At 55.1% G+C, this 25524-nt stretch carries 26 protein-coding genes; 6 read left to right on the top strand and 20 right to left on the bottom strand.

Annotation, left to right across the window (positions count from 1 at the left end; all coding sequences use genetic code 11):
* Positions 1 to 242 precede the first annotated feature (242 nt).
* The gene (locus FHR87_RS06835; RefSeq protein WP_183165974.1) at positions 243 to 476 is read left to right on the top strand and encodes a hypothetical protein; all 234 of its coding nucleotides are present in this window, start codon (positions 243 to 245) and stop codon (positions 474 to 476) included.
* Positions 477 to 559: 83 nt separating this feature from the next.
* Here FHR87_RS06835 and FHR87_RS06830 read toward each other — a convergent pair whose 3' ends face one another.
* From FHR87_RS06830 to rpmH, 19 genes are all read right to left on the bottom strand, one after another.
* Entirely contained in the window at positions 560 to 988 is a 429-nt protein-coding gene (locus FHR87_RS06830) for a F0F1 ATP synthase subunit epsilon (RefSeq protein WP_183165973.1), read from the bottom strand.
* A 69-nt stretch (positions 989 to 1057) separates the two neighbouring features.
* On the bottom strand, positions 1058 to 2434 hold the full coding sequence (gene atpD / locus FHR87_RS06825) for a F0F1 ATP synthase subunit beta (RefSeq protein WP_183165972.1): 1377 nt from the start codon (positions 2432 to 2434) through the stop codon (positions 1058 to 1060).
* 29 nt (positions 2435 to 2463) lie between these two features.
* Positions 2464 to 3324: a F0F1 ATP synthase subunit gamma gene (gene atpG / locus FHR87_RS06820; protein ID WP_183165971.1), complete on the bottom strand. Its 861-nt coding sequence runs from the start codon at positions 3322 to 3324 to the stop codon at positions 2464 to 2466.
* A gap of 54 nt (positions 3325 to 3378) precedes the next feature.
* Positions 3379 to 4923 (bottom strand): F0F1 ATP synthase subunit alpha, encoded by a 1545-nt coding sequence (gene atpA, locus FHR87_RS06815; protein ID WP_183165970.1) that lies wholly within the window; start codon positions 4921 to 4923, stop codon positions 3379 to 3381.
* A 15-nt stretch (positions 4924 to 4938) separates the two neighbouring features.
* On the bottom strand, positions 4939 to 5478 hold the full coding sequence (locus tag FHR87_RS06810) for a F0F1 ATP synthase subunit delta (protein ID WP_183165969.1): 540 nt from the start codon (positions 5476 to 5478) through the stop codon (positions 4939 to 4941).
* Between the two features lie 12 nt (positions 5479 to 5490).
* Entirely contained in the window at positions 5491 to 5961 is a 471-nt protein-coding gene (locus FHR87_RS06805) for a F0F1 ATP synthase subunit B (RefSeq protein ID WP_183165968.1), read from the bottom strand.
* A gap of 96 nt (positions 5962 to 6057) precedes the next feature.
* The gene (gene atpE / locus FHR87_RS06800) at positions 6058 to 6294 is read right to left on the bottom strand and encodes a F0F1 ATP synthase subunit C (RefSeq protein WP_012703649.1); all 237 of its coding nucleotides are present in this window, start codon (positions 6292 to 6294) and stop codon (positions 6058 to 6060) included.
* An 89-nt stretch (positions 6295 to 6383) separates the two neighbouring features.
* Positions 6384 to 7205, bottom strand: coding sequence for a F0F1 ATP synthase subunit A (atpB, locus tag FHR87_RS06795; RefSeq protein WP_183165967.1), 822 nt, complete (start codon positions 7203 to 7205; stop codon positions 6384 to 6386).
* A gap of 14 nt (positions 7206 to 7219) precedes the next feature.
* Positions 7220 to 7618, bottom strand: a complete 399-nt coding sequence (locus FHR87_RS06790; RefSeq protein ID WP_183165966.1) for a F0F1 ATP synthase subunit I — start codon at positions 7616 to 7618, stop codon at positions 7220 to 7222.
* Positions 7619 to 7748: 130 nt separating this feature from the next.
* Entirely contained in the window at positions 7749 to 8633 is an 885-nt protein-coding gene (locus tag FHR87_RS06785; protein ID WP_183165965.1) for a ParB/RepB/Spo0J family partition protein, read from the bottom strand.
* A 9-nt stretch (positions 8634 to 8642) separates the two neighbouring features.
* Positions 8643 to 9431 (bottom strand): ParA family protein, encoded by a 789-nt coding sequence (locus tag FHR87_RS06780; protein ID WP_183165964.1) that lies wholly within the window; start codon positions 9429 to 9431, stop codon positions 8643 to 8645.
* Between the two features lie 18 nt (positions 9432 to 9449).
* Positions 9450 to 10097 carry a 16S rRNA (guanine(527)-N(7))-methyltransferase RsmG gene (gene rsmG / locus FHR87_RS06775; protein WP_183165963.1) on the bottom strand — a complete coding sequence of 216 codons (648 nt, stop codon included), beginning with the start codon at positions 10095 to 10097 and terminating at the stop codon, positions 9450 to 9452.
* On the bottom strand, positions 10097 to 11989 hold the full coding sequence (mnmG, locus tag FHR87_RS06770; protein WP_183165962.1) for a tRNA uridine-5-carboxymethylaminomethyl(34) synthesis enzyme MnmG: 1893 nt from the start codon (positions 11987 to 11989) through the stop codon (positions 10097 to 10099). The genes rsmG and mnmG overlap by 1 nt, the downstream gene beginning before the upstream one ends.
* Before the next feature lie 696 nt (positions 11990 to 12685).
* A complete protein-coding gene (locus tag FHR87_RS06765; protein WP_221189754.1) occupies positions 12686 to 12943 on the bottom strand; it encodes an integrase arm-type DNA-binding domain-containing protein in 258 nt (85 codons plus the stop codon).
* A 243-nt stretch (positions 12944 to 13186) separates the two neighbouring features.
* A complete protein-coding gene (gene mnmE, locus FHR87_RS06760; protein ID WP_183165961.1) occupies positions 13187 to 14554 on the bottom strand; it encodes a tRNA uridine-5-carboxymethylaminomethyl(34) synthesis GTPase MnmE in 1368 nt (455 codons plus the stop codon).
* A gap of 77 nt (positions 14555 to 14631) precedes the next feature.
* On the bottom strand, positions 14632 to 16299 hold the full coding sequence (gene yidC / locus FHR87_RS06755; RefSeq protein ID WP_183165960.1) for a membrane protein insertase YidC: 1668 nt from the start codon (positions 16297 to 16299) through the stop codon (positions 14632 to 14634).
* A gap of 2 nt (positions 16300 to 16301) precedes the next feature.
* Positions 16302 to 16547 (bottom strand): membrane protein insertion efficiency factor YidD, encoded by a 246-nt coding sequence (yidD, locus tag FHR87_RS06750; protein ID WP_183165959.1) that lies wholly within the window; start codon positions 16545 to 16547, stop codon positions 16302 to 16304.
* Positions 16540 to 16938, bottom strand: coding sequence for a ribonuclease P protein component (rnpA, locus tag FHR87_RS06745; protein WP_183165958.1), 399 nt, complete (start codon positions 16936 to 16938; stop codon positions 16540 to 16542). The genes yidD and rnpA overlap by 8 nt, the downstream gene beginning before the upstream one ends.
* A 14-nt stretch (positions 16939 to 16952) precedes the next feature.
* Entirely contained in the window at positions 16953 to 17087 is a 135-nt protein-coding gene (rpmH, locus tag FHR87_RS06740; protein WP_144572581.1) for a 50S ribosomal protein L34, read from the bottom strand.
* 633 nt (positions 17088 to 17720) lie between these two features.
* Here rpmH and dnaA point away from each other — a divergent pair.
* The 5 genes from dnaA (at position 17721) to FHR87_RS06715 (ending at position 24510) form a co-directional block, all read left to right on the top strand.
* A complete protein-coding gene (gene dnaA / locus FHR87_RS06735; RefSeq protein WP_183165957.1) occupies positions 17721 to 19229 on the top strand; it encodes a chromosomal replication initiator protein DnaA in 1509 nt (502 codons plus the stop codon).
* Positions 19230 to 19257: 28 nt separating this feature from the next.
* Entirely contained in the window at positions 19258 to 20361 is a 1104-nt protein-coding gene (dnaN, locus tag FHR87_RS06730; RefSeq protein WP_183165956.1) for a DNA polymerase III subunit beta, read from the top strand.
* Between the two features lie 11 nt (positions 20362 to 20372).
* Positions 20373 to 21464, top strand: a complete 1092-nt coding sequence (gene recF, locus FHR87_RS06725) for a DNA replication/repair protein RecF (RefSeq protein ID WP_183165955.1) — start codon at positions 20373 to 20375, stop codon at positions 21462 to 21464.
* A gap of 21 nt (positions 21465 to 21485) precedes the next feature.
* Positions 21486 to 23903, top strand: a complete 2418-nt coding sequence (gene gyrB, locus FHR87_RS06720; RefSeq protein WP_183165954.1) for a DNA topoisomerase (ATP-hydrolyzing) subunit B — start codon at positions 21486 to 21488, stop codon at positions 23901 to 23903.
* Between the two features lie 109 nt (positions 23904 to 24012).
* Positions 24013 to 24510 carry a nucleoside 2-deoxyribosyltransferase gene (locus tag FHR87_RS06715; RefSeq protein WP_183165953.1) on the top strand — a complete coding sequence of 166 codons (498 nt, stop codon included), beginning with the start codon at positions 24013 to 24015 and terminating at the stop codon, positions 24508 to 24510.
* A 57-nt stretch (positions 24511 to 24567) separates the two neighbouring features.
* Here the strand turns inward: FHR87_RS06715 and FHR87_RS06710 are convergent, their stop codons facing one another.
* Positions 24568 to 25482, bottom strand: coding sequence for a zinc ABC transporter substrate-binding protein (locus FHR87_RS06710; protein ID WP_183165952.1), 915 nt, complete (start codon positions 25480 to 25482; stop codon positions 24568 to 24570).
* Positions 25483 to 25524: the final 42 nt, after the last annotated feature.

Genomic DNA, 25524 nt, shown 5'->3' with positions numbered 1-25524 from the left:
GCAAACTCCTCTTCAGCATCAATCGGAACCCCTTCGATTCCAGATCGATTGATCGCAAACCCTATCCGATTTTCATTCTCGCCTTATCACATACTTGGAATCAAACGTGGCGCTTGGAATTTACGGACCTGGTCTCAGCCTCTGCCAATAGGCACGCGCCTTATCGAAAAAACGCTCTTCCGCATCCTTGGCGATGCAAATACTCTTGCTTGCCGCATCTACAGTACAAATCGGAGTGAACTATGAAAGCACAAATCACGGAACGTGCCCTGGTGGCCAGGGTAAATCGTAAACTGACGCCTCGCGATACACAGCTCAAACGGTGCAGTATCGATAGCACACGGCACGCAGCCACTGGCAGTTTTTATCAGATCGATCTGGCTACCGGCAGGGTGATAGCCGATCACCTGGATCTTGAAGCCATGGCTCGTAAAATTGGTGTTCTGGCTGATTGGGAAGAGTTGGAGCAGCTTTGAAGATCAAGCTACAGAAGCCCAGTAAAGACAAAGGGTAGCCGAAGCTACCCTTTGTCTTTACTGCATTTATCGAAATACGCCTATCAATGATGACCGTATTTCTTGCGCAGCTGCTCGATGGTGCGCAGTTGAGCTACTGCTTCGGCCAGACGCGCAGCGGCAGAACTGTAGTCGAACTGTGCGCCTTTCTCGTTCAGTGCGTTCCGGGCAAACTTGACAGCTTCCTGGGCAGCGACCTCATCGAGATCCTTGGCACGGGTTCCGGTGTCGGCGAGTACTTTCACCATGTTCGGCTGAACTTCGATGAAACCGCCCGAGACATAGAAGACTTCCTCTTCTCCGCCCTGCTTGATCACTCGCACCGGACCCGGCTTGAGACTGCTCAACAGCGGTGTATGCCCCGGCAGGATACCCAAATCGCCAAGATGGCCATGGGCAACGACCATTTCCACCAGTCCGGAGAACAGTTCTTCTTCCGCACTGACGATATCGCAGTGGACTGATATAGCCATACTTAGCCTCGGTTAACAGGCGGGCAAGCCCGCCATCACACCTGGCAACGCCCTTGACGGGCTTTACCGTTACAGTTTCTTCGATTTCTCGATGACTTCGTCGATACCGCCGACCATGTAGAAGGCCTGTTCCGGGATGTGGTCGTAGTCGCCGTTCAGGATGCCCTGGAAGCCACGGATGGTTTCCTTGAGCGGCACATACTTGCCCGGAGCCCCAGTAAAGACTTCCGCCACGAAGAACGGCTGGGACAAAAAGCGCTGGATCTTCCGTGCGCGGGAGACCAGTTGTTTGTCGGCTTCGGACAACTCGTCCATACCCAGAATGGCGATGATGTCCTTCAGCTCCTTGTAGCGCTGCAGAACGTACTGCACACCACGGGCGGTGTCGTAGTGTTCCTGGCCGATCACCAGCGGATCGAGCTGGCGAGAGGTGGAATCCAGTGGATCGACTGCCGGATAGATACCCAGGGAAGCGATATCGCGGGACAGCACCACGGTGGCATCCAGGTGAGCGAAGGTGGTCGCCGGGGACGGGTCGGTCAAGTCGTCCGCAGGAACGTAGACGGCCTGCACGGAAGTGATGGACCCGGTCTTGGTGGAGGTGATGCGCTCCTGCAGAACGCCCATTTCCTCAGCCAGAGTCGGCTGATAACCCACTGCGGACGGCATACGGCCGAGCAGAGCGGACACTTCGGTACCGGCCAGGGTATAGCGGTAGATGTTGTCGATGAACAACAGTACGTCGCGGCCTTCTTCACGGAACTTCTCGGCCATGGTCAGGCCGGTCAGAGCAACGCGCAGTCGGTTGCCCGGCGGCTCGTTCATCTGGCCGTAGACCAGAGCCACTTTGTCGAGAACGTTGGAATCCTTCATCTCGTGATAGAAATCGTTACCTTCACGAGTCCGCTCACCCACGCCGGCGAACACGGAATAACCGCTGTGTTCCATGGCGATGTTGCGGATCAGCTCCATCATGTTCACGGTCTTGCCGACCCCGGCACCACCGAACAGGCCAACCTTGCCGCCCTTGGCGAACGGGCAGACCAGGTCGATTACCTTGATACCGGTTTCCAGCAGATCGTTGCCGCCAGCCTGATCGGCGTAGCTCGGCGCGGCACGGTGAATAGTCCAGCGCTCTTCCTCGCCGATGGGGCCGGCTTCATCGATGGGGTTACCCAGCACGTCCATGATGCGACCCAGGGTCGCCGTGCCAACCGGCACGGAGATGCCCGCGCCAGTATTGTTCACGTCCAGGCCACGCTTGAGGCCTTCGGTGGAACCCATGGCGATTGAACGGACGATGCCGTCGCCCAGCTGCTGCTGGACTTCCAGGGTGGTTTCCGCGCCAACGACCTTCAGCGCGTCGTAGACGTTCGGCACCTGATCGCGTGGGAATTCCACGTCGATGACGGCGCCGATGATTTGAACGATACGTCCGCTACTCATTTTGGTCCCTCTGAATATTTGAACCGCTCTTAAACCGCGGCAGCGCCGCCGACGATTTCCGAAATTTCCTGGGTGATCGCAGCCTGGCGAGCTTTGTTGTACACCAACTGCAGTTCTTTGATCAGATCACCCGCATTATCGGTGGCATTTTTCATGGCGATCATCCGCGCCGCCTGCTCGGCAGCCGCGTTTTCCACCACAGCCTGATAGACCTGGGACTCCACATAACGCACAAGGAGAATGTCCAGCAGCCGGTTGGCATCAGGCTCGTACAGGTAATCCCAGTGACTTTCGGCGGTCTCGTCTTCGCTCGCCTCGAGGGGCAGCAACTGGTCGACGACCGGCTTCTGGGTCATGGTGTTGATGAACTTGTTCGATACCACGTAGAGACGATCCACGCGGCCTTCATTGAAAGCATCGAGCATTACCTTGACACTACCAACCAGATCGGTGACCGAAGGCGCTTCGCCAAGGTTACCGACTGCCGCCACCACATTGCCGCCGTGATTGCGGAAGAACGCCGTACCTTTGTTACCAATGACGCACAAGTCAGCTTCGACCTTGGCGTCATGCCATTCCTTCATGTTCTTGATCAAGGCCTTGAACAGGTTGATGTTCAGGCCACCGCACAGGCCACGGTCGGAAGACACAACTATGTATCCGACACGCTTGACCGGGCGATCCACCATGTACGGGTGGCGGTATTCCGGGTTGGCATTGGCCAGATGGCCAATTACCTGGCGAATCCGCTCCGCGTAGGGACGGCTGGCAGCCATGCGCATTTGTGCTCTGCGCATCTTGCTGACCGCCACTTTTTCCATGGCGCTGGTGATCTTCTGCGTGCTCTTGATGCTCGCAATCTTGCTGCGAATCTCTTTTGCGCCTGCCATTTGACACCTTTCGGGTTTAGCAGGCGGGCATCCAGCAAGGATGCCCGCTGCGGCTTACCAGGTTTGGGTGGCCTTGAAGGTTTCGATACCGGCCTTGATGCCTGCATCGATCTCGTCGTTGAAATCACCCTTTTCGTTGATCTTCTCCAGCAGAGCGCTTTGCTCGCGCTGGAAGTAGCCGATCAACGCCTGCTCGAAGGCACCGATCTTGGCCACTTCGATATCTGTCAGGTAGCCACGTTCGGCGGCATACAGCGATACACCCATCTCGCCAATGGACATCGGTACGAACTGTTTCTGCTTCATCAGTTCAGTAACGCGCTGGCCGTGTTCGAGCTGTTTGCGGGTGACTTCGTCCAGGTCGGAGGCAAACTGGGCGAAAGCCGCCAGTTCGCGATACTGGGCGAGAGCGGTACGGATGCCACCGGAAAGCTTCTTGATGATCTTGGTCTGGGCTGCACCACCAACGCGGGACACCGAGATACCAGCGTTGACCGCTGGACGGATGCCCGAGTTGAACATGGAGGATTCCAGGAAGATCTGGCCGTCGGTGATGGAGATCACGTTGGTCGGAACGAAGGCAGAAACATCACCAGCCTGGGTCTCGATGATCGGCAGCGCAGTCAACGAACCGGTTTTGCCAGTCACGGCACCATTGGTGAATTTCTCCACGTATTCTTCGGAAACGCGGGAAGCGCGCTCCAGCAGGCGGCTGTGGAGATAGAAGACGTCGCCTGGATAGGCTTCGCGGCCCGGCGGACGGCGCAGCAGCAGGGAAATCTGGCGATAGGCCACGGCTTGCTTGGACAGATCATCATAGACGATCAGCGCGTCTTCACCACGGTCGCGGAAGTATTCACCCATGGTGCAGCCGGAATAAGGAGCCAGGTACTGCAACGCAGCGGATTCGGATGCGCTGGCAGCCACCACGATGGTGTTGGCCAAGGCACCGTGCTCTTCCAGCTTGCGCACGACGTTGGCGATGGTCGACTGCTTCTGACCGATGGCTACGTAGACGCAGCGGATACCGCTGTTCTTCTGGTTGATGATGGCATCGATGGCCATCGCGGTTTTGCCGATCTGACGGTCACCGATGATCAGCTCGCGCTGGCCACGGCCGACCGGGATCATGGCGTCGACCGATTTGTAGCCGGTCTGCACCGGCTGGTCTACCGACTTACGCCAGATCACGCCCGGCGCTACTTTCTCGACCGCATCGGTTTCCTTGGCACCAAGCGGGCCTTTGCCGTCGATCGGATTGCCCAGGGCATCGACTACGCGGCCCAGCAGTTCCGGACCGACCGGTACATCCAGAACGCGGCCGGTGCACTTGGCGGTCATACCTTCGGTAAGCCCCAGGTAGCTACCCAGGATCACAGCGCCCACGGAGTCCCGCTCCAGGTTGAGCGCCATGCCGAAAACCCCACCGGGGAATTCGATCATTTCACCGTACATCACATCGGCCAGGCCGTAGATGCGGACGATACCGTCAGACACGCTGACGACAGTGCCCTCGTTGCGGGCTTGTGCGGAAACATCAAGCTTGGCGATTCGCTGCTTGATGATCTCGCTTATTTCGGAAGGATTCAGTTGCTGCATGCCATGTCCCTCAAATCAGGATTTCAACGCTTCGGCCAACTGGCCCAGCTTGCCGCGGACCGAACCGTCGATAACCACATCGCCGGCGCGGATGATCAAGCCGCCGATCAACGCAGGATTTACCACCTGCTGGAGGTTGACGGTACGATCGAGCCGCTTCGACAGGGAGGCAGCCAGGATTTCTAGTTGTTCCGCGTTCAGCTCGTAGGCGGTTTCCGCTTCGACCGTCAGCGTCCTCTCGGCTTCAAGCTTCAGGTTCTCGAACAGCTCGTAGACGGTCGGAAGAATTTCCAGACGATCGTTGTTGCTCAGGGTCGTCAGGAAATTGCGAAATGCACTGTCCAGGTCTTTCTTGCTCAACAGATTGATCAGCGACCTGGCCTTGCTTTCGCGAGTAAGACGGGGATTACCGAGTACCGCGGCGACTTCCGGTACTTTCACCAAGGTAGCTACCAGGTCGAGCGACTTCAGCCAAGCGTCGGTTTTCCCGGATTCACTGGCAAGTTCGAAAGCGGCTTTTGCATAAGGCCGGGCAAACGTCTGGTTATTGATCATCGCTAGCCTCGCTTAGAGTTGGGAGGCCAGTTTTGCGACCAGCTCGTCATGTACCTTGGTATCCACTTGGGATTCCAGGATCTGCTGTGCACCCAGTACGGCCAGGGTTGCTACTTGCGCGCGCAGCTCGTCACGAGCACGATTCACTTCTTGCTCGATCTCGGCACGGGCACCGGTGACCAGTCGCTCACCTTCGGCCTGAGCCTGCTGCTTGGCTTCTTCGATGATCGTGTTGGCGTGCTTGCTGGCCTGCTCAAGGATCTGGGCAGCCTGCTCTCTGGTTTCCTTCAAGGTAATGGAAGCCTTTTCCTGGGCCAGTCGCAGGTCCTTCTGCGCACGCCCCGCGGCATCCAGCCCATCGGCGATTTTCTTCTGGCGTTCCTGCATGGCCTGGGTAATCGGCGGCCATACGTGTTTCATGCAGAACCAGACGAAAATAGCGAAGGCGATCATTTGACCGAACAAGGTCAAGTTTATATTCACAGCGATTTACCTCGAGCTATCTCGTTGACGCGGTTGTCATTTCCACGACAACGGGGCTCGTCTGGCGAACCCCGTCATGGACCCCGGAAGGCAGGCTTAAGCAGCAGAGGGAGCGACAACGAAGATGAGGTACATCGCGATACCGACACCGATCATCGGAACGGCGTCGAGCAGGCCGGCCATCAGGAAGGTCTTGGTTTGCAGCTGAGGAGCCAGCTCGGGTTGGCGAGCGGTGGATTCCAGCAGTTTGCCACCCAGCAGGGCAAAGCCGATGCCGGTGCTCAGGGCACCCAGACCGATCATGATGGAGGCGGCGATGATGACAAGTTCCATGTAAAGCTCCTGAAGCTAAAGGTTTGGTTTGGGGTTTTGTATAGGATCAAGCTGGTATAGCGGGCTCATCCCGGTGCGGAACAAGTCCGTCAGTGATTGTGATCCTCGTGTGCCGAGCTCAGATACACGATGGACAGAACCATGAAGATGAAGGCCTGCAGCGGAATTACCAGGATGTGGAAAATCGCCCAGGGGACATAAAGCGTCCACTGTGCCCAGAATGGCAGCAGCGCGATCAGGATGAATACGACTTCACCGGCATACATGTTGCCGAACAGTCGCAGGGCCAAGGTCAGTGGCTTGGTCAGCAGACCCAGGATTTCGAGAAACAGGTTGAACGGAATCAGGCTCCAGTGATTGAACGGCTGGAACGAAAGCTCCTTGGCAAAACCGCCTGGGCCCTTGATCTTGATGCTGTAGTAGATGATCAGGAAGAACACGCCGATGGACAGGCCGAAGGTGGCGTTCGGATCGGCCGTCGGCACGATCTTGAAGTAGGGAATGCCTATCATGTGTGCCAGGCTCGGAAGCAGGTCGACCGGCAGCCATTTCAGGCTGTTCATCAGGAGAACCCAGACGAAGATAGTCAAAGACAGCGGAGCAATCAGCGGACTACGACCGTGAAAGGTATCGCGGACCATGCCTTCGACGAATTCGACACTCATCTCGACAATGTTCTGCAGCGTGCCGGGAACCCCGGACGTCATGTTCATCGCAACTTTTCGGAAGATCTTGATGAACAGCACGCCCGTCAGTATCGACCACAGCATGGTATCCACATGAATGGCCCAGAAACCCATTTCCGAGGCATCTTCTGCAGAATGCGCAAACATCAATCCCTTGTCCGGGTGCACGCCCAGAACCAGGTTCTGCAAGTGGTGCTGTATGTATTCAACTGGGTTGTTTGCCATAACCGCCTCAATGCTCAATTCTTCGGATTTTTCTTCACCAGCAGAAGTGCGCTGGCCCCAGTCCCCAGAACCAGCAGGTACACGCCGAACAGGGCCAATGGCTGTAAAGGCCGCACTCCCACGAACACCAGCGCGAACAGCGCTGCTGTTAGAATCAATTTGCCCATTTCGCCCGACCAGATAGACTGGACAACCGCTCTGACCGAGCGCGCGCCGAAATAGCGAAAGGCCTTGTACGCGAAGTACAGGTTGGCCACCCATGCAATCAAGCCACCGAGCAATCCCGAGTAACCTGCGACATAACCGAAAAACCCGCCGCACGCGAAAGCCGCGATCAGCCCTACCAGGGCTTGCACGATCAATACGCGAAATACAGGGAGACGGTGGAAGGGTGTCCGGTTGCGTATGTTCACTATTTCCGTCGCCTTGGTGGAATCTCCAAGGAGCGTCCCGCCTTTAAAATGCGCGGCGAGTATAGGGGCGGTTCCAGGTGGCTTCAACTGTCGGCCAGTGTTTTCTGGTCATTTTCTGCACGGATCGAAGTTACCGGATATGTGCCAGGACACCTTGCAATTCATCCAGCGAGTTGTAGCGGATGACTAGCTGACCTTTACCTTTGTGACCATGCCTGATTTGCACCGGAGAGCCCAGACGCTCTGCCAGACGCTGTTCCAGCCGGCTGATATCCGGATCGAGCGCAGGCTTTTCCGCAGTTTCCGGTTTGCCGTTGAGCCACTGGCGCACCAGTGCCTCGGTTTGCCGTACGGTCAGATTTCGTGCGACAACGTGACGCGCGCCTTCTCCCTGCCTTTCCGACGGTAATCCGAGCAGGGCGCGAGCATGCCCCATTTCCAGATCGCCATGGGACAGCATGGTTTTCACTTCTTCAGGCAGGCTAATCAGGCGCAGTAGGTTGCTGACTGCCACTCGTGATTTACCGATTGCGTCAGCTACCTGCTGTTGGGTCAGTTGGTAATCCTGTTGCAGCCGTTGCAGCGCCAGTGCTTCTTCGATGGGGTTCAGGTCTTCGCGCTGGATATTTTCGATCAGCGCCATGGCGATGGCGGCCTCATCAGGCACTTCGCGGACCAGCGCCGGGATCTTGTCCAGCCCGGCCTGCTGGCAGGCTCGCCAACGCCGTTCCCCGGCAATGATTTCATAGTGGCCGGAGCCAACCGGGCGTACCACGATGGGTTGCATCACTCCCTGAATCCGGATCGAATGAGCCAGTTCTTCCAGGGTTGCGGGATCCATATCCCGGCGTGGCTGGTATTTGCCAGGGCGGATCAGCTCCAGAGGCAACTGGTAAAGTTCGCGTTGATCGATCTGGTTCGCCTCCTCCTGCATAGTCTGGGCACTGGTACTACCACTAGCACCACCAAGCAGCGCATCAAGCCCGCGGCCAAGTCCTCTTTTCTTCGTTGCCATGAAAATTCCTTATGCGGTGACCGCACGGGCAGATCGACGTTGCCGGCGGGATAACTCACCGGCCAGGGCCAGATAGGCCTGGGCTCCCTTGGACTGTTTGTCGTATTCGAGCGCCGGCATGCCATGGCTGGGAGCCTCGGCAAGACGTACGTTGCGCGGGATCACGGTTTCGTAGAGTTGGTCGCTGAAATGCGCTTTGAGCTGATCGGATACTTCGTTGGTCAGGCTGCTGCGCGGATCGTACATGGTGCGCAACAGGCCTTCGATACGCAGTTCCGGATTCAGTGCGCCAGCAATGCGCTGGATGGAGTTGACCAAGTCGGTCAGACCTTCGAGTGCATAGTATTCGCATTGCATGGGGATGATGACTCCATCGGAAGCCGCCAAGGCGTTGACGGTCAGCATGGACAACGATGGTGGGCAGTCGATGAGTATGTAGTCGTAGTTCTCGCGGACCGGCGCCAGGGCTTCACGCAGCCGCTTTTCCTTGGCCGGCATATTGAGCAGGGACACTTCAGCGGCGGTGAGATCACGGTTGGCCGGCAGCAGTTGATAGCCGCCATGCTCGGAGAACTGCATGGCCTCGACCAGGCTGCATTCGCCGGTCAGTACGTCATAGATGGAATGTTCCAGATTCAGCTTGTCCACACCGCTGCCGGTCGTGGCATTACCTTGCGGATCGAGATCGATCAGCAGCACGCGGCGGCGCGTCGCCACCAGGGAAGCAGCCAGATTGACGCACGTGGTCGTCTTGCCGACTCCGCCTTTCTGGTTGGCGATGGCGAATACTCTAGCCATGGTCGATGTCTATCCGGGTCATGAAATGCGGCGAAGTATCAACAGGTGACGTTGCCCTTGGCAACCGGGAACGCTGAGTGAATGCGTACCTTCCAGACGGAAGTCATCCGGCAGTTGTTGCAGTTCCTGTTCCGGATGCTGGCCTTTCATCGCCAGCCAGCGGGTATCGCTATCGCCAAGATGCCGGGTCCAGCCGGTGAAATCCGCCACGGAACTGAAAGCACGCGAGACGATATCGCTGAAGGGCTGCTCCGGACGGAAGGCCTCCACTCGATCATTGACTACAGCAAGATTAGCCAATCCCAGTTCCAGTTTTACCTGGGTCAGAAAGCGCGTTTTCTTGCCATTGGAATCCAGAAGGACGAAATGCCGCTCGGGAAACAGGATGGCCAGTGGAATACCGGGCATGCCGCCGCCACTGCCGACATCCAGCCAGCGTTCGCCGCCCGGGTCAACATGAGGCACGATGCTGAGGCTGTCGAGCAAATGCCGCGAAATCATCTCGTTAGGGTCGCGTACGGCGGTGAGATTGTAGGCCTTGTTCCACTTGTTCAGCAGCGTCAGGTAATCCAGCAGTCCTGCCTGTTGCTGCGCAGACAAGTGCACGCCCAGCGCTGCTGCGCCTTCGGTCAGTTCCTTGCGGTGTTCAGCGGTCAACACAGACATCAGGCACTTTGCTCCAGCTTGCCGCTGGCGGAGCGTTTCTTCAAATGGATGAGCAATAACGAAATAGCGGCTGGCGTGACCCCGGGAATCCGCGAAGCCTGACCCAGCGTCTGCGGGCGAGCTTGGCCAAGTTTGTGCTGGATTTCCCTGGAAAGCCCGGGAATGCTGCTGTAGTCCAGGTTCTCGGGAAGCCGCGTGTCTTCACTGGCGCGCAGGCGCCGGATCTCTTCCTGCTGGCGGTCAATATAGCCGGCGTATTTGGTCTGGATTTCCACCTGTTCGGCTATCTGCCGATCCGGTGTGCCGGCACCGCTCAGCTCGATCAGCGTCGCGTAATCGATTTCCGGGCGCGCCAGCAGGTTGAGCAGGTTGTATTCGCGGTTCAATGGGCTGCCGAAGCGCTCACCGATAGCGTCGCCCTGAGGTGTATGGGGATGCACCCAGGTACTTTTCAGGCGTTGCAACTCACGTTCGATGCCTTCGCGCTTGGCCTCGAAAGCAGCCCAACAGCGATCATCCACCAGACCAAGTTCACGCCCCTTCTCGGTCAGGCGCAGGTCCGCGTTGTCTTCCCGCAGAATGAGCCGGTATTCGGCACGCGAGGTGAACATGCGGTAAGGCTCCTGGGTACCCAGGGTAATCAAATCATCCACCAGCACCCCGATGTACGCTTCGTCCCGGCGTGGGCACCAGGCTTGCTGCCCCTTGGCCCGCAACGCCGCATTGGCGCCAGCGAGCAACCCCTGGGCGCCGGCTTCTTCATAGCCTGTGGTGCCGTTGATCTGACCGGCAAAGAACAACCCTTCGATCACCTTGGTTTCCAGGCTGTATTTCAGATCGCGCGGATCGAAGAAGTCATATTCGATGGCATAGCCCGGTCGCACGATATGTGCGTTTTCCATCCCGCGGATCGAACGCACGATATCCAGTTGCACATCGAACGGCAGAGAAGTGGAAATGCCGTTGGGGTACAGCTCGTGGGTAGTCAGGCCTTCCGGTTCAAGAAATACCTGATGGCTGTCCTTGTCGGCGAAACGGTGGATCTTGTCTTCGATGGAAGGGCAGTAGCGCGGCCCGACACCTTCGATCACTCCGGAATACATCGGCGAGCGATCCAGATTGGCAGCGATGATCTCGTGGGTGCGCGCATTCGTGTGGGTAATCCAGCAACTGACCTGGCGTGGATGCTGCTCGCGTGAGCCGAGAAAGGACATGACCGGCGTCGGAGCATCTCCCGGCTGCTCGGTCATCAACGAGAAATCCACACTGCGCCCGTCGATTCGCGGCGGTGTGCCGGTTTTCAAACGGCCTACCCGTAAAGGTAACTCACGCAGACGCCTGGACAAGGCAATGGCTGGCGGATCCCCAGCCCGTCCCCCCGCATGGTTGCGCAGACCGATGTGGATAAGTCCATCAAGGAAAGTGCCGGTCGTCAAAACCACGCTGTCGGCATGAAACTGCAACCCCATCTGGGTAACAACGCCACGCACCTGATCCTGCTCGACAATCAGATCGTCACAGGCCTGCTGAAATATCCACAGGTTTGGCTGATTCTCCAGCATTTCCCTGATTGCTGCCTTGTACAGCAAACGATCAGCCTGGGCCCGGGTAGCACGCACCGCTGGTCCCTTACGGCTATTGAGCACACGGAACTGGATTCCACCCTGATCTGTTGCCATGGCCATGGCACCGCCCAGCGCATCGATTTCCTTGACCAGATGACTCTTGCCAATACCACCGATGGCCGGGTTGCAACTCATCTGGCCAAGGGTTTCCACGTTATGGGTCAGCAATAGCGTCCTGACTCCCATACGTGCCGCTGCCAGCGCCGCCTCGGTGCCGGCATGACCGCCACCGATCACGATCACGTCAAAACGGGAAGGAAAATCCACACGCACCTCGTGCCTGTACGAAATGGAACAGAGAAGCCAACCAGTATAGGGAGTTCCCATTAACGAATGAAGCGTTCCGTGTGAATTATAAACAGGCACTTGTCGAGAGGCTTCGATTTAAAACAATTAATGCAATGTAATTTCTTAAAAGCTTGTTTTTATAATTGCTTTTAGTCAGAAGAAGATTGTGAATAACATAATTAACTATATAAATTTAAAGGAATTTATTGATTTTAAAGATTGTGTGATGACTGCTTGTATCTCGTGATTAAGATGTAAATCACCTGTGCGTATCTTTTATGATTATCAACAGGATGATTTATCCACATTTTTATATAAGACTTATCTTCAAGGCTGGAAAACAGTTTTCCACAGGCTATGGAGCTATCTGTTTCAGGATAAATGGCATTAATGGCTGGTTGGAAAAGGATCAATATGAGGAAGCGAAAACGGCGTTATTTCCACGGCGCAGAAGCGAAAATCAGGTGTATGTAACTGATTTTATCTTGGATCTAACCTGAAACCCGATTCCTACGGGATAGGTGTTCCTTGGATGGTGATCTTCTGGCAGCAACTGACCTTGCTATCGAAGCGGTATGACATTGTCCAGAACGCAGTGTACTGATCAGTCTCACTGACGTTCATCGAAGCCGTCGATGTGCGTGCTGTAGATAATTTCATTTTATTCACAGTGCTTTATAGCCAAATGTGAAGAACGTCCTCGGCGGTGACATCCTTGATCGGCTTCTTGCCGATGTACGGCGACTGGATGTCCTTGAAGAAGCGCTCAGCGAACTCGGCCACGGTGAAGTCTTCGGGGCCGGTCACTTTCTCTTGTTGCTTCTTCTGTGTCGGAGACTGGCCGAGTGCCACGAGATGCGCCGCCTCATCCCGTTTCAGGCGGGCGTTCTTCAGCGTCGACGCCGGGTACTTGCTGTTCAGACGATGCCTCAATTGAGAACACCTCCACGTACAAGCCACGATCAACGGTGACGGTATAGGACTTGTCCTTGGGCTTGATTGTCTTGAGGGCGGTATCGATCAGGGCTATCACCTCCTCCGTATGTCTAAGTAGGAGGTGGGTAGTACATGTGCTATCTACCTGGACTCAAATTTGGACATAAAAGGCGATAAGTTATTTATTTACAAGGCCTTAATGGCTTATTGAAACTTCCTTGGATATCCGTGGAACCCACATCACTTCCCGATGCAGAAACTGGAAAAGATGCGTCCGAGTAAGTCGTCCGAGGTGACGGTGCCGGTGATTTCGCCTAGTGCCTGCTGGGCCTGGCGCAGGTCTTCGGCGAGGAGTTCGCCGGCACCACTGTGGATAAGTTGATTGTATCCGTGCTGAAGGTGGCTGGCGGCCTGGCGCAAGGCGTCCAGATGCCGGCGGCGGGCGCTGAAGCCGCTCTCGGTGGTTTGTTCATAGCCCATGCAGGTCTTGAGATGGGTGCGCAGTAGGTCAAGGCCCTGGCCGGATCTGGCCGACAGGTTAATAGTGACTTGTCCGTCTGGATCGCTCTGCAAGGCAATGCTTTCGCTGGAAAGATCGGCTTTATTGCGGATCAGGGTAACGCGCTCGGGATTTGGTCGCTGCGCAAGAAATTCCGGCCACAGGGCAAGGGGATCGATCGCTTCCGGCGCGGTAGAGTCCACTACCAGCAGGATGCGGTCAGCCTCGTCGATGGCTTGCAGGGCGCGCTCTACACCGATTTGTTCGATCTGATCGGTGGTCGTTCGCAGCCCGGCTGTGTCCACTACGTGCAGTGGCATGCCATCGATGTGGATATGTTCGCGCAGGATGTCCCGGGTGGTGCCGGCGATGTCAGTGACAATGGCGGTTTCGCGTCCGGCCAGGGCGTTGAGCAGGCTGGATTTACCGGCATTGGGGCGGCCGGCGATGACTACGGTCATGCCGTTGCGCAGCAGGGCGCCCTGACCCGCTTCGTGCAGCACTGTGGATAAGTTGTCGCGCACCCTGTCGAGCATGTCCAGTACATGGCCGTCGGTGAGGAAGTCGATCTCTTCCTCGGGGAAGTCAATGGCTGCTTCGACATAGATGCGCAACTGGATCAGCGACTCGGTCAGCTCGTGTACGCGACGGGAGAAGGCGCCTTGCAGCGAGCGCAGGGCGTTGCGCGCGGCTTGTTCGGAGCTGGCTTCGATCAGGTCGGCGATGGCTTCGGCCTGGGCCAGGTCGAGTTTGTCGTTGAGGAAGGCACGTTCGCTGAACTCGCCGGGCCGGGCTTGCCGGGCGCCAAGTTCCAGGCAGTGCTGTAGCAGCATATCCAGTACCACTGGACCACCATGTCCCTGCAACTCCAGTACATCTTCGCCAGTGAAGGAATGCGGGCCAGGAAAGAACAGCAGCAGGCCCTGGTCGATCACTTCACCACTGCCTGTGGAAAAGTCTCGGTAGTGAGCATGTCGAGGTGTGGGTTCGAGACCGCCGAGGCCACGAGCGATGGCCAGGGCCTGGGAGCCGGAAACCCGGATGATACCGACACCGCCCCGGCCTGGAGCCGTGGCTATGGCAGCAATGGTGTCTTGCACGATGCTCATGTCAGTACCCTTTCGGTGAATCGTACATAGCAAAACGCCCCGGTTAAGGGGCGTTCTGTATTACGGCTCGAGGTGTGTCAGGCAGTTTTCGTCGATTTCTCGATCTGCCGGGTAATGTACCACTGCTGAGCGATCGACAACACGTTGTTGACTACCCAGTACAGGACGAGACCGGCCGGGAACCACAGGAAGAAGAAGGTGAAGATGATCGGCATAAGCTTCATGACCTTCGCTTGCATGGGGTCCGGCGGTGTGGGGTTGAGCTGCTGCTGGATGAACATGGTGCCACCCATGATCAATGGCAGGATGAAATAGGGATCCTTGGTCGACAGGTCGGTGATCCAGCCGAGCCAGGGTGCTTGACGCATTTCGACGCTTTCCAGCAGCACCCAGTAAAGCGAGAGGAACACCGGCATCTGGACCAGGATCGGCAGGCAGCCACCCAGTGGATTGATTTTTTCCTTCTTGTACAGCTCCATCATCGCCTGGGACATCTTCTGGCGATCATCCCCGTGCTGCTCCTTCAGGGCTTGCAGTCGTGGTGCGACGGCTCGCATGCGGGCCATGGAACGGTAGCTGGCGGCAGATAAGGGAAAGAAAGCCGCCTTGATGAACAAGGTCAGAAAAATGATCGACCAACCCCAGTTGCCGAGCAGATTGTGGATAACTTGTAGCAGCCAGAAAATCGGTTGGGCGATGAACCAGAGGAAACCATAATCGACAGTCAGTTCGAGTCCGGGTGAAAGAGTCTTGAGTACGTCCTGGTTTTTGGGTCCGGCATAAAGAGTGGCGCCGACCTGGCCTTGGCTACCCGGTGCCACGCTCACGGCCTGGCCGGTGAAGCCGACAATGTAGTTGCCCAGGTTGTCCTTGCGGGTCTGGATCTGGTTGACGCTGTCTTTCGCAGGAATCCAGGCGGTAACGAAATAATGCTGCAGCCAGGCAATCCAGCCGCCTTGTACGGTTTCGCGCAGGCCCTGCTCATCCATGTTTTTCATGGATATCTTGCGATAGGGCTCATCCGGCGTCCAGAGCGCTGCGCCGAGATAGGTCGCGGTTCCGGTCGCGGTTGTCGAGGATGGATCGCTGCTGGCATCGCGCTTGAGCTGGCCGAACATGTGGCCTGTCCAGGGATTACCGCTCTGGTTATCGATCAGATAATCCACATGCAGGTCGTAATTGCCGCGCTCGAAGGTGAAACGCTTGATGTAATTGATGCCATTGGCGCTATACGAGAGGTTGACTACCAGTTGCTCCTGCCCATCCACCAATTGGTACTGGCGCTGCTCACTGGTGTAAAGCGGACGGCTGCCGGGCTGGTCGGGACCGTCGCCGATCAGTCCGCTCTGTGCTTCGTAGGTACGCGAACCACTGCGCTCGAATAGCTGGAAAGGCACATCCGGTCGATCCTGACGGCGCGGATACTGCACCAGGCGCAGGTCCATTACATCACCACCATGCGGATCGATAGCCAGTTCGAGAACATCGGTACGCACCCGGATCAATGCGTTGCCGGAGGTCTCGCCAGAAGGCGCCGTGGCCGGCTGCTGGCTAGCCAGGCTCGGCACATCGGCCTGGGAGCCATCGGGATTGTTTGGCATTTGCGGTAACGAAGGAAGGCTTCCCTGCGTCTGGGCAATCTCTGCAGGCAGCTCGGCCTGGCCGTAGTCCTGGTTCCACTGAAGAATCATCAGATAGGAAACGACTGCCAGGGCGACAAGCAGGATCGTGCGTTTGATATCCATGGTTAATCGGCCGTCGAATGGGAGGTAGTGGAATGTTTGGCTGGTACCGGGTCGTAGCCGCCGGGATTCCAGGGGTGACAGCGACCGAGACGTTTCAGGCTCAGCCAGCCGCCGCGCAGCAGGCCGTGGATCTCGATAGCCTCATACGCATAGCAAGAACAACTGGGATAAAAACGACAATGGCTGGCCATCAAGGGACTGATGGCATAGCGGTAGAACTGGATTGAGGCGAGGGCCAATTTACGCATCGTTACCCTTGGCCGTCGTCGGCTGACTGGACGCAGCTGGCTGGTTGTTGGTCAGACGCTTCCAGAGCTTGCCGAATTGTCTGGCTAGTTCGACATTCTGCTGCTCGGCCATGCCCTTGCGCGCGATGATCACAATATCCCAACCCCCGAGCTTATCCTGATGGTGGCGGAAGGATTCGCGAATCTGGCGTTTGACCCGATTGCGTTCGACTGCGAGCTTGATGCTCTTCTTGCCGATAACCAGCCCCAGGCGGGGATATTCCAGATCGTTTTGGCGAGCGAGCAACAAGACTTGCCTGCCAGGCACCTTACCGGAAGGAGAGTCGAAAACCGCCTTGAATTGCCGAGGAGAAAGTAAACGTTTTTCCCGGCTGAAATTTCGACTCGCCATCTGTCCTGCAGTCTTCAGACTGTCAGGCGCTTGCGGCCCTTGGCACGCCGGCGGGAGAGAACCTGACGGCCATTCTTGGTTGCCATGCGCGCACGAAAACCGTGCGTACGGGCGCGCTTGAGAACGCTGGGTTGAAAAGTACGTTTCATGATTGCTTTACCTGAATGATCCACGAGGGTCGGAATGACCCCGGCACAAAGAGACCGGCGATTGTAGAGAAGCTGGTAGAACAGGTCAATTTCCAACCAGTTGCAGCATTCTGTCGGCCGCATTGCTTGGCTGTGTTAGCCCTTACATGACGGTGTTGGTTGTTTCGAGGCTACTACTGTCTTCTAGTAGAGATCTCTTTCTCACGTAATTGTAAAAATAGATCAAAGCTTTAAAAAACTTTATAGAAGCTTTTATTCTTATAAACGACTTTTCTGTGGATAAAACTACAGAGACTTAGTGCATCGGGCTTTCAAGGAAATCAAAACCCTATTGAAAAAGCGTGTACTTCACGTGGTTTTGTTTTTCATATGCTGTGTATAACAGTGTATTTTATCAACAGGTATGATTATTCAAGTATCAGCATACAGGCTTTCCAGATGCCCTACTTATACTTATCAACAGGCTTATCGAAGCTCCGATAAATCAGATACTATCTGGTAAGTTGTGGATAAAAATGCCTGGGAAAAGGTAGAATGGCGGCTAATTTTCAGTAGCCAGGCCACGTGAGCTTTGCTTACGTTGAGAGGTCCGCATGCCGCTTCGAGGCGTATCGATATTCAGAGGGATTGCCCGTGTCGGTTGAACTTTGGCAGCATTGTGTCGAGCTGTTGCGGGACGAATTGCCGGCCCAGCAGTTCAATACCTGGATTCGCCCACTTCAGGTCGAATCAGAAGAAGGCGAGCTGCATATCTATGCGCCCAATCGCTTCGTGCTGGACTGGGTGAACGAGAAGTATCTTTCTCGCTTGATGGAGCTGCTTAGTGAGCGATCAAGCGATTTGCCACCCATCTTATCTCTGCGTATCGGCAGCAGAAGAGCACCTGCCAATGGCCTCCCTTCATCAACTGCCCGAACGGTTCCACCTTCGAATCCTGCTTCTGCTGCCGTAGGTAGTTCACTGGTTTCTGTGCCGGACAGATCGGTTTCTTCTGCTGCCGCTCTCGAAAAAACACGAGTCGATGCTTCCTCGGCGCCAGGCAAAGACGCGGCAGTGGCTTCTCTCCCGGCTGCCGTTTCTCGTACGGAACGTAATGTCCAGGTCGAAGGTGCGCTTAAGCACACCAGTTATCTGAATCGCTCCTTTACCTTCGAAAATTTCGTCGAAGGTAAATCCAACCAACTGGCACGTGCCGCTGCCTGGCAGGTGGCGGATAACCCCAAGCATGGCTACAACCCGCTTTTTCTCTATGGCGGTGTGGGTTTGGGTAAGACGCACCTGATGCATGCGGTAGGTAATCACCTGCTCCGGAAAAACCCCAGTGCCAAGGTGGTCTACCTGCACTCGGAGCGCTTCGTCGCTGACATGGTCAAGGCTCTGCAATTGAATGCGATCAACGAATTCAAGCGCTTCTATCGTTCGGTCGATGCCTTGCTGATCGACGATATCCAGTTTTTTGCCAAGAAAGAACGTTCTCAGGAAGAGTTTTTCCATACGTTCAACGCACTGCTCGAAGGTGGTCAGCAGGTAATCCTTACCAGTGATCGTTACCCGAAGGAAATCGATGGGCTTGAAGAACGTCTAAAATCGCGCTTTGGCTGGGGTTTGACCGTTGCGGTCGAACCGCCGGAACTGGAAACCCGGGTCGCCATCCTGATGAAGAAGGCCGATCAGGCAAAAATCGATCTGCCGCATGATGCCGCTTTTTTCATTGCCCAGCGCATACGTTCGAATGTCCGTGAACTGGAAGGAGCGCTCAAGAGAGTCATCGCCCATGCGCACTTCATGGGGCGCGAGATCACCATCGAACTGATCCGCGAGTCACTCAAGGACCTTCTGGCGCTACAGGACAAGCTGGTCAGTATTGACAATATCCAGCGCACCGTTGCCGAGTACTACAAGATCAAGATTTCCGATCTGCTGTCCAAGCGCCGTTCGAGGTCAGTGGCGCGCCCCCGCCAGGTTGCCATGGCCCTGTCCAAGGAACTGACCAATCACAGCCTGCCGGAAATCGGCGATGCTTTTGGTGGACGCGATCATACGACGGTACTGCACGCTTGTCGTAAAATCGCTGAATTGCGCGAATCCGATGCAGACATTCGCGAAGATTATAAAAATCTTCTACGTACTCTCACGACGTAACGACCATTCCTCAAGCAAGGGAAAGATCATGCATTTCACCATCCAGCGCGAAGCTTTGTTGAAACCCCTGCAACTGGTGGCCGGTGTTGTCGAGCGGCGGCAGACCCTGCCGGTGTTGTCGAATGTACTGCTGGTCGTTCAGGATCAGCAATTGTCCTTGACCGGAACCGACCTTGAGGTGGAGTTGATCGGGCGAGTCACTCTGGAAGAACCAGCTGAGGCAGGTGAAGTCACCGTACCGGCCCGTAAATTAATGGACATCTGTAAAAGCCTGCCTAACGAGGCACTGATCGATGTCAGGCTCGATGATCAGAAAGTTGTGATCAAGTCAGCTAGAAGTCGTTTTACCTTATCCACTCTTCCTGCCAGCGACTTTCCAAATGTAGAAGAGAGCCAAGGTTCACTTGCATTTACCTTGCCGCAGGAAGTACTGAGGCGTTTGATAGAACGAACCAGCTTTGCCATGGCTCAGCAGGATGTCCGTTATTACCTCAATGGCATGTTGCTGGAAGTACAGAAAGACCAGTTGCGTGCCGTAACGACCGATGGGCATCGCCTGGCGCTTTGTTCCATCGATGTAGGTCTTGGACAAATCGATCGGCACCAAGTCATCGTGCCACGCAAAGGTATTCTCGAGCTGGCTCGTCTGCTGGGTGATCAGCAAAATGAGATAAAGGTCGTTCTTGGCCAACATCATGTTCGTGTTACCACTGGCTTCTATACATTCACTTCCAAACTGGTGGATGGCAAGTTTCCTGACTACGAACGCGTATTGCCACGTGGTGGCGATAAAATTGTAGTCGGTGATCGGCAGTTATTGCGGGAAGCCTTTGGTCGAGCCGCGATTCTTTCCAATGAAAAATATCGCGGTATTCGACTTCAGCTACAGAGCGGGTTGCTGAAAATCCAGGCCAATAATCCGGAGCAGGAAGAAGCTGAGGAGGAAGTTTCTGTCGATTATGAAGGAGCTTCCCTTGAAATAGGCTTCAATGTCAGCTATTTGCTGGATGTGCTTGGCGTAATGGGGAGCGAACAGGTCAAGCTGACACTGGCCGATTCGAATAGTAGTGCGCTTTTACAGGAGTTCGGTAACGACGATTCTTCCTACGTAGTCATGCCGATGCGTCTCTGATGTGACTTTAGATGTCCCTTCGCCGTATAAGCATCACTGGAGTGCGCAATCTGCAGCCGGTGACGCTTTTTCCTTCTCCTGCAATCAATCTTCTTCACGGTGCCAATGGCAGCGGCAAGACCAGCTTTCTGGAGGCTGTCCACTTGCTTGGGTTGGCTCGCTCTTTTCGTAGCGTGCGTGCTCAGCCAGTTATTTCTCACGAGCAAAGTACCTGTACTGTATTTGGTGAGATTCTTTTTAGCGATCGACAAACCCATGCACTGGGTATTTCTCGCGAACGAAATGGCGACCTGCATATTCGTATCGATGGGCAGAATATTCGCACCGCAGCCGAATTGGCTGAGGCTTTGCCGCTGCAATTGATCAATCCTGACAGCTTTCGCTTGTTGGAAGGTGCGCCCAAGCTCAGGCGACAGTTTCTCGATTGGGGAGTGTTCCACGTGGAACCTCGTTTTCTCGGTGCTTGGCAAAGGCTCCAGCAGGCTCTCCGACAGCGGAACTCATGGCTGCGTCATGGTAAACTGGACAATGCTTCCGAGGCAGCCTGGAATCGGGAATTGGCTTCTGCCAGCGTCGAAATCGATACATATCGAAAAAACTATATCCAAGCGCTGAAGCCGATTTTCAGGCAAACCCTGAATGCCCTCATCACGCTGGATGATTTACAGCTGAGCTATTACCGAGGTTGGGATAAAGATCGATCCCTTGACGAAATTCTGTCTGTTTCGCTTGAACGAGATCGATTGCTTGGTCATACCCAGGCCGGTCCGCAACGGGCGGATTTACGTCTACGAATCGGCAATCACAATGCAGTCGATATCCTGTCACGAGGACAGCAAAAACTGGTTGTTTGTGCGCTACGAATTGCCCAAGGCCACTTATTGAATGAAGTCAAACAGGGCCGCTGTATCTATCTCATAGATGACTTGCCTTCGGAGTTGGACAGTACGCATCGAAATGCTCTGTGTCGATTGCTGGAAGAACTACGATGCCAGGTATTTATTACCTGCGTCGACCTGGATTTATTAAAAATATGCTGGCGGGACGATACGTCAGTTTCGATGTTTCACGTGGAACATGGGCGCATTATCCAGATCCCGTGATCCCTTGGGAGTAAGGTAGGCATGAGCGAGAATCACACGTACGACTCCTCCAGCATCAAGGTACTGAAAGGCCTGGATGCCGTACGTAAGCGTCCAGGAATGTACATCGGTGATACTGATGACGGTACAGGCCTGCATCACATGGTCTTTGAAGTGGTCGATAACTCTATCGACGAAGCACTAGCCGGTCACTGTAGTGAAATCAGTATCACTATTCATGTGGACGAGTCGGTTACCGTTCGCGATAACGGTAGGGGTATTCCTGTCGATATCCACAAGGAAGAAGGTATTTCTGCCGCCCAGGTCATTATGACCGTGCTACATGCCGGTGGAAAATTCGATGACAATTCCTACAAGGTCTCTGGAGGACTTCACGGCGTAGGGGTTTCAGTGGTCAATGCGCTATCGGAAGAATTACAGTTGACCATCCGCCGTGAAGGTAAGGTCTGGGAGCAGATATACACGCATGGAGTACCCAAGGCTGCCCTGTCGCCGATCGGAGAAACCGAAGGCTCTGGAACGGAAATCCGTTTCAAGCCTTCCGCCGAGACCTTCAAGAATATTCACTTCAGCTGGGATATCCTGGCCAAGCGTCTGCGAGAGTTGTCATTCCTCAATTCCGGCGTTGGAATCCTGCTACGCGATGAGCGTAGTGGTAAGGACGAGCTGTTCAAATACGAAGGTGGTTTGCGGGCTTTCGTTGAATATCTGAATACCAACAAGACGGCTGTGAACCAGGTTTTTCATTTCAATGTCCAGCGCGATGATGGTGTCGGAGTTGAAGTGGCCTTGCAGTGGAACGACAGCTTTAATGAAAATATCCTCTGCTTTACCAACAATATTCCGCAGCGCGATGGTGGAACGCATCTTGCCGGATTCCGTTCTGCACTTACCCGCAATTTGAACTCTTACATCGAGCAAGAAGGCCTGGCCAAGAAGTTCAAGATTTCCACTACGGGAGACGATGCTCGCGAAGGTCTCACCGCGATTATTTCGGTCAAGGTTCCAGACCCAAAATTCAGCTCCCAAACCAAAGAAAAACTGGTTTCTTCGGAGGTGAAAACGGCAGTCGAGCAGGAAATGGGCAAATATTTCGCCGATTTCCTGCTGGAGCATCCCAGCGAAGCCAAAGCTGTGGTCGGCAAGATGATCGATGCTGCACGCGCCCGCGAAGCAGCCCGCAAGGCCCGTGAAATGACTCGCCGCAAGGGTGCTCTGGATATCGCCGGGCTTCCTGGAAAATTGGCCGATTGCCAGGAAAAAGACCCAGCACTATCCGAACTCTACATAGTGGAAGGTGATTCTGCCGGCGGTTCGGCCAAGCAGGGACGCAACCGCAAGACTCAGGCGATCCTGCCGCTCAAGGGCAAGATCCTCAACGTGGAAAAGGCGCGTTTCGACAAGATGCTGTCTTCCGCCGAGGTGGGAACGCTGATTACCGCCCTGGGCTGCGGCATCGGTCGCGACGAGTACAACATCGAGAAGCTGCGCTACCACAACATCATCATCATGACCGATGCCGATGTGGACGGTTCGCATATTCGTACTCTGCTGTTGACCTTCTTCTTCCGCCAGCTACCCGAACTGATCGAGCGCGGCTACATTTATATCGCTCAACCGCCCTTGTACAAGGTCAAGCGTGGCAAGCAGGAGCAATACATCAAGGACGACGAGGCCATGGATGAATATCTGACCCAGTCGGCCTTGGAAGATGCCAGCCTGTATGTCAATGAACACGCGCCAGGTTTGGCCGGCGAAGCATTGGAGCGTCTGGTGAACCAGTACCGTGGGGTGATCAAGACATTGCAACGCCTTTCCCGCCTCTATCCGCAGGAACTCACCGAACATTTGATCTATCTGCCTCGAATCGATACCGAGCAGCTGGCCGATCAATCTGCCATGCAGGACTGGCTGGTACGCTACAGTGCCATGCTCAAGAGCGGTGAACGATCCGGTTTGGTCTACAAAACCAGTCTGCGTGAAGACAAGGAGCGGCATCTGTGGCTACCGGAAGTGGAAATGACTTCCCATGGCCTGTCCAGTTATGTGACGTTCAATCGTGATTTCTTTGCCAGTAATGACTACAAGAGCATCACGGCATTGGGTGACAAGCTGAACAATCTCTTGGAAGAAGGCGCCTACGCCAAGCGTGGTGAGCGCACTAAGCCGGTTTCAAGCTTCAAGGAAGTCCTGAACTGGCTGATGGCCGAAGGCATCAGGCGTCACAGCGTACAGCGCTATAAAGGGCTCGGTGAAATGAACCCGGAGCAGCTTTGGGAAACCACCATGGATCCTGATGTACGCCGCATGCTCAAGGTCACTATCGAGGATGCGATTGCCGCTGATCAGTTGTTCAATACCTTGATGGGCGATGCGGTGGAACCTCGGCGAGATTTTATCGAGAGCAACGCTTTGGCCGTATCGAATCTGGATTTCTAAGATTTTTATCCACAAACGATAGCGGGAAAGGCTTGGCCATGATTTGGCCGAGCCTTTTCGATCACATCGGTAAAACGATGCAACGGATGGATCAGGAAGATAAAGCAGCGTGAAAGTTTATCTGGCCGGATTCGATGTGTTTCGAACAGATGCTGTTGCACATGGCGCCTATCTCAAAAAGCTGTGCAATGACGTCGGTCTGGAAGGAATGTACCCGTTCGATAACCTGCTTCCTGATGGATTGTCGGGGTCGGAAGCGGCCAAATGGATTTGCGATGCGAATGTAGCGATGCTCTCCAGGGCAGATGCTGTATTGGCTAATCTGGAGGCGTTCCGAGGTTACGAGCCGGATTCAGGAACCGTCTTTGAAATGGGGTTGGCGGTTGCTTTCGATATTCCGGTATGGGTCTATTTTCCCGAACAGGGGAGCATGCGAGCCCAAATACCCCATGATGAATGTGGATACTGCGCGCATGGCTATATGGTCGAGGATTTCGGACTTCCAAAAAACCTGATGCTGGCCTGTAACTGGAAAGGCATGAGTCTGACTCCAGAACAAGCCATTGTTGAGTTGGCTGTATTTCTGGCGCGCAAAAGCGACTTGTAGCTGTTTTTCTCGAATCATTCACATACTTGCTAAACCAAGTCGTCACGGTAGTTACAGTCAAAGCTTTTCCAAACACCCAGACAGTTGTTCGGTCAACCTTTCAAGCAGCTCTTCATAACCCTGGGCATGCGGCTCTATTCCTGTTCCCATGGGATCTATTTCTGCCATTGTCACAGGCAGGTTCGCGCTGAGCGTTTCGACCAGACGCGGGCGCAACGGCGGTTCGCTGAAGACACAACTGGGGCCGGCTTTTTGCAGCCGTTCACGTAATTCGGCGATATGGCGTGCCCCCGGTTGGACTTCACCACTGATATTGAATACACCGGCATGTTTCAGGCCGTAGGTGGCTTCGAAGTAATCGTAGGCTTCATGAAAGACGAAGTAGGATTTGTCGGATAGGCCAGCCAGACGTTTTCTGAGTCGCTTGTCGAGCATCTCCAGGCGTTGCTCGAAAGCCACTGAATTAGCTTGGTAACGCTCGGTATTTACCGGATCGGCAATCGTGAGGTCAGCGGCCATACGTTTTGCAATGAGCAGGGCATTGGATGGTTGTAGCCAGAGATGAGCATCCAGGCTGCCGGGCCGATGATCCTGATCGTGCTCCGTATCATGATGGCCAACTCCATGCTCCTGGCCGAAGTAGCGTAGTTGCAGGTCAGGTAATGTTTGTATGGAAATGCTGGGGCCTTGTCGATCATGCACGACATCGATGAGAAAGGTCTCCATGTCCTGGCCTATCCAGTAGAAAAGCTGCGCTTCGCGCACGCTGCGGATATCCGAAGGTCGCAGGGAATAGTGATGTCCCGAAGCACCCGGCGGCAGTAGGACAGCGGGTTTGCCAACGCCATCCTGTACTGCAGCAGCGATCAGTTGCAGTGGCTTGATACTGGTTAAAAGTTTCACTTCTCCTTCGGCATTGGCCTTATTCGAAAGCAGGAAAAAGAGAAGCAATACTGAAAATAGACGGGACATATCGGCCTCGGGTGATCTCCAAGTTATATAATAACGTTCATC

It is taken from the genome of Azomonas macrocytogenes (assembly GCF_014191985.1).
Classification (GTDB): domain Bacteria; phylum Pseudomonadota; class Gammaproteobacteria; order Pseudomonadales; family Pseudomonadaceae; genus Azomonas; species Azomonas macrocytogenes.
The sequence above is the reverse complement of the archived record's forward strand: the minus strand, read 5'-3'. Positions and strand labels throughout refer to the sequence as shown.

Excerpts from the sequence above, each read along its gene's own strand:
- FHR87_RS06835 (WP_183165974.1), top strand. The coding sequence starts at position 243 with ATGAAAGCACAAATCACGGAACGTGCCCTGGTGGCCAGGGTAAATCGT.
- FHR87_RS06830 (WP_183165973.1), bottom strand. The coding sequence starts at position 988 with ATGGCTATATCAGTCCACTGCGATATCGTCAGTGCGGAAGAAGAACTG.
- atpD (WP_183165972.1), bottom strand. The coding sequence starts at position 2,434 with ATGAGTAGCGGACGTATCGTTCAAATCATCGGCGCCGTCATCGACGTG.
- atpG (WP_183165971.1), bottom strand. The coding sequence starts at position 3,324 with ATGGCAGGCGCAAAAGAGATTCGCAGCAAGATTGCGAGCATCAAGAGC.
- atpA (WP_183165970.1), bottom strand. The coding sequence starts at position 4,923 with ATGCAGCAACTGAATCCTTCCGAAATAAGCGAGATCATCAAGCAGCGA.
- FHR87_RS06810 (WP_183165969.1), bottom strand. The coding sequence starts at position 5,478 with ATGATCAATAACCAGACGTTTGCCCGGCCTTATGCAAAAGCCGCTTTC.
- atpE (WP_012703649.1), bottom strand. The coding sequence starts at position 6,294 with ATGGAACTTGTCATCATCGCCGCCTCCATCATGATCGGTCTGGGTGCC.
- atpB (WP_183165967.1), bottom strand. The coding sequence starts at position 7,205 with ATGGCAAACAACCCAGTTGAATACATACAGCACCACTTGCAGAACCTG.
- FHR87_RS06785 (WP_183165965.1), bottom strand. The coding sequence starts at position 8,633 with ATGGCAACGAAGAAAAGAGGACTTGGCCGCGGGCTTGATGCGCTGCTT.
- FHR87_RS06780 (WP_183165964.1), bottom strand. The coding sequence starts at position 9,431 with ATGGCTAGAGTATTCGCCATCGCCAACCAGAAAGGCGGAGTCGGCAAG.
- rsmG (WP_183165963.1), bottom strand. The coding sequence starts at position 10,097 with ATGTCTGTGTTGACCGCTGAACACCGCAAGGAACTGACCGAAGGCGCA.
- mnmE (WP_183165961.1), bottom strand. The coding sequence starts at position 14,554 with ATGAGCATCGTGCAAGACACCATTGCTGCCATAGCCACGGCTCCAGGC.
- yidC (WP_183165960.1), bottom strand. The coding sequence starts at position 16,299 with ATGGATATCAAACGCACGATCCTGCTTGTCGCCCTGGCAGTCGTTTCC.
- yidD (WP_183165959.1), bottom strand. The coding sequence starts at position 16,547 with ATGCGTAAATTGGCCCTCGCCTCAATCCAGTTCTACCGCTATGCCATC.
- rnpA (WP_183165958.1), bottom strand. The coding sequence starts at position 16,938 with ATGGCGAGTCGAAATTTCAGCCGGGAAAAACGTTTACTTTCTCCTCGG.
- rpmH (WP_144572581.1), bottom strand. The coding sequence starts at position 17,087 with ATGAAACGTACTTTTCAACCCAGCGTTCTCAAGCGCGCCCGTACGCAC.
- dnaN (WP_183165956.1), top strand. The coding sequence starts at position 19,258 with ATGCATTTCACCATCCAGCGCGAAGCTTTGTTGAAACCCCTGCAACTG.
- recF (WP_183165955.1), top strand. The coding sequence starts at position 20,373 with ATGTCCCTTCGCCGTATAAGCATCACTGGAGTGCGCAATCTGCAGCCG.
- gyrB (WP_183165954.1), top strand. The coding sequence starts at position 21,486 with ATGAGCGAGAATCACACGTACGACTCCTCCAGCATCAAGGTACTGAAA.
- FHR87_RS06710 (WP_183165952.1), bottom strand. The coding sequence starts at position 25,482 with ATGTCCCGTCTATTTTCAGTATTGCTTCTCTTTTTCCTGCTTTCGAAT.